Origin of the sequence: Sphingopyxis sp. NFH-91, assembly GCF_021401285.1 — a bacterium.
GTDB classification, from domain to species: Bacteria; Pseudomonadota; Alphaproteobacteria; order Sphingomonadales; family Sphingomonadaceae; genus Sphingopyxis; species Sphingopyxis terrae_A.
Window position 1 is genome coordinate 1 of the sequence record NZ_JACBGA010000036.1, and the last position, 1,035, is coordinate 1,035.

At 60.2% G+C, this 1,035-nt stretch carries 2 protein-coding genes; both read right to left on the reverse strand.

Annotation, left to right across the window (positions count from 1 at the left end; all coding sequences use genetic code 11):
- Positions 1-96 precede the first annotated feature (96 nt).
- Complete coding sequence (locus L0963_RS19760) at positions 97-231, reverse strand: hypothetical protein (protein ID WP_267960793.1); 135 nt, start codon at positions 229-231, stop codon at positions 97-99.
- A 437-nt stretch (positions 232-668) separates the two neighbouring features.
- Positions 669-1,035: thermonuclease family protein (locus tag L0963_RS19605; RefSeq protein WP_234181521.1), on the reverse strand; the 367-nt coding region annotated here is incomplete at its 5' end.

Here is a 1,035-nt window from a genome sequence, read left to right on the forward strand (position 1 = left end):
TGGCCGAACTCAACCAACCCATGATCGAGGAGGAAAATCAGCCCCTACACATCACCGCCAAAGCCGCCTGACGATGGCCCACGGCCACAGCCGAAATTACACCACCTTGACGGACGCGACCTCGGGGAGACGATCCTGCACGCTGATCGCTAGGTCCGTAAGCCGTTCAGCTTCGCTTTCGAGCATCTGGATGGGCGGCCGCGTGGTCGCTTCGGTCTTGGTCTTGGACATAGGTCGGGTTCTTTGAAATAAGGTACAGACTAGCGGTCGCGAAAACCGCCTGAGAAAAGGAGATTTCGCCCCGAGCTCGGGGCGTGCTGCACCGAAACCCGGGACTAGAAGCCCGTGAGAAGCTGGCCCGCGTGCGTGAGGCGCCAAAAGCGATGATCTTGCATCTGCATCGCATCAAAATGATGCCTCGGCTCCTGAAAGTCAACCTGTCGAGGCAAGGCGACCGCGTACGTGGCGGGCAAACCCCGCAGGGGCAAAAGGCGGTTGTTCAACCTCCGCATCCCGCGCGCGTCTACAATGCGGCAATACCCGATCACGGAGCGAGGTTCCGATCACTTTGTTTCTCGTGCCGATCATCGTCACGTCTTCGCCGTATGTAAAGTAGCAGTACCGCGCTAGAAATTTTTGCTGAACGTCTATCAACGCATCTTCATTGCTCATCGCCGCCGGAATGGTTCGCACGCCACGCCGTCTCCGTCTCCATCCATCTCTGGCCGATATCCCGGCTGACCGCGGTATAACGGCGCGGCACCCGCTGCCCATGCCGCATTGCAATTGCGGTAATAGACGCCGGACGGCGCCGGCGAGGCAATAGGCTGACGCGCGGCGGATGCCTGCGGTTTAGGTCGATGGGCTCTGGGATTGGCGGCCCGATAGTCGGCCGGCTGTTGGAATTCGGAATTCCAGATGCCCAGTTTGAGGGCCTTGGCGCGCGCCTCGGCGCCGAGATAGCGATCGCTAAACTGAGGCAACGCAACTGCAAGGCCCGCTTCGACCATGGCTTGGCCCAGATCTATCTGCCGC

Bases quoted from the DNA above. Each gene is read 5' to 3' on its own strand.
- L0963_RS19760 (WP_267960793.1), bottom strand. From the start codon at position 231: ATGTCCAAGACCAAGACCGAAGCGACCACGCGGCCGCCCATCCAGATG.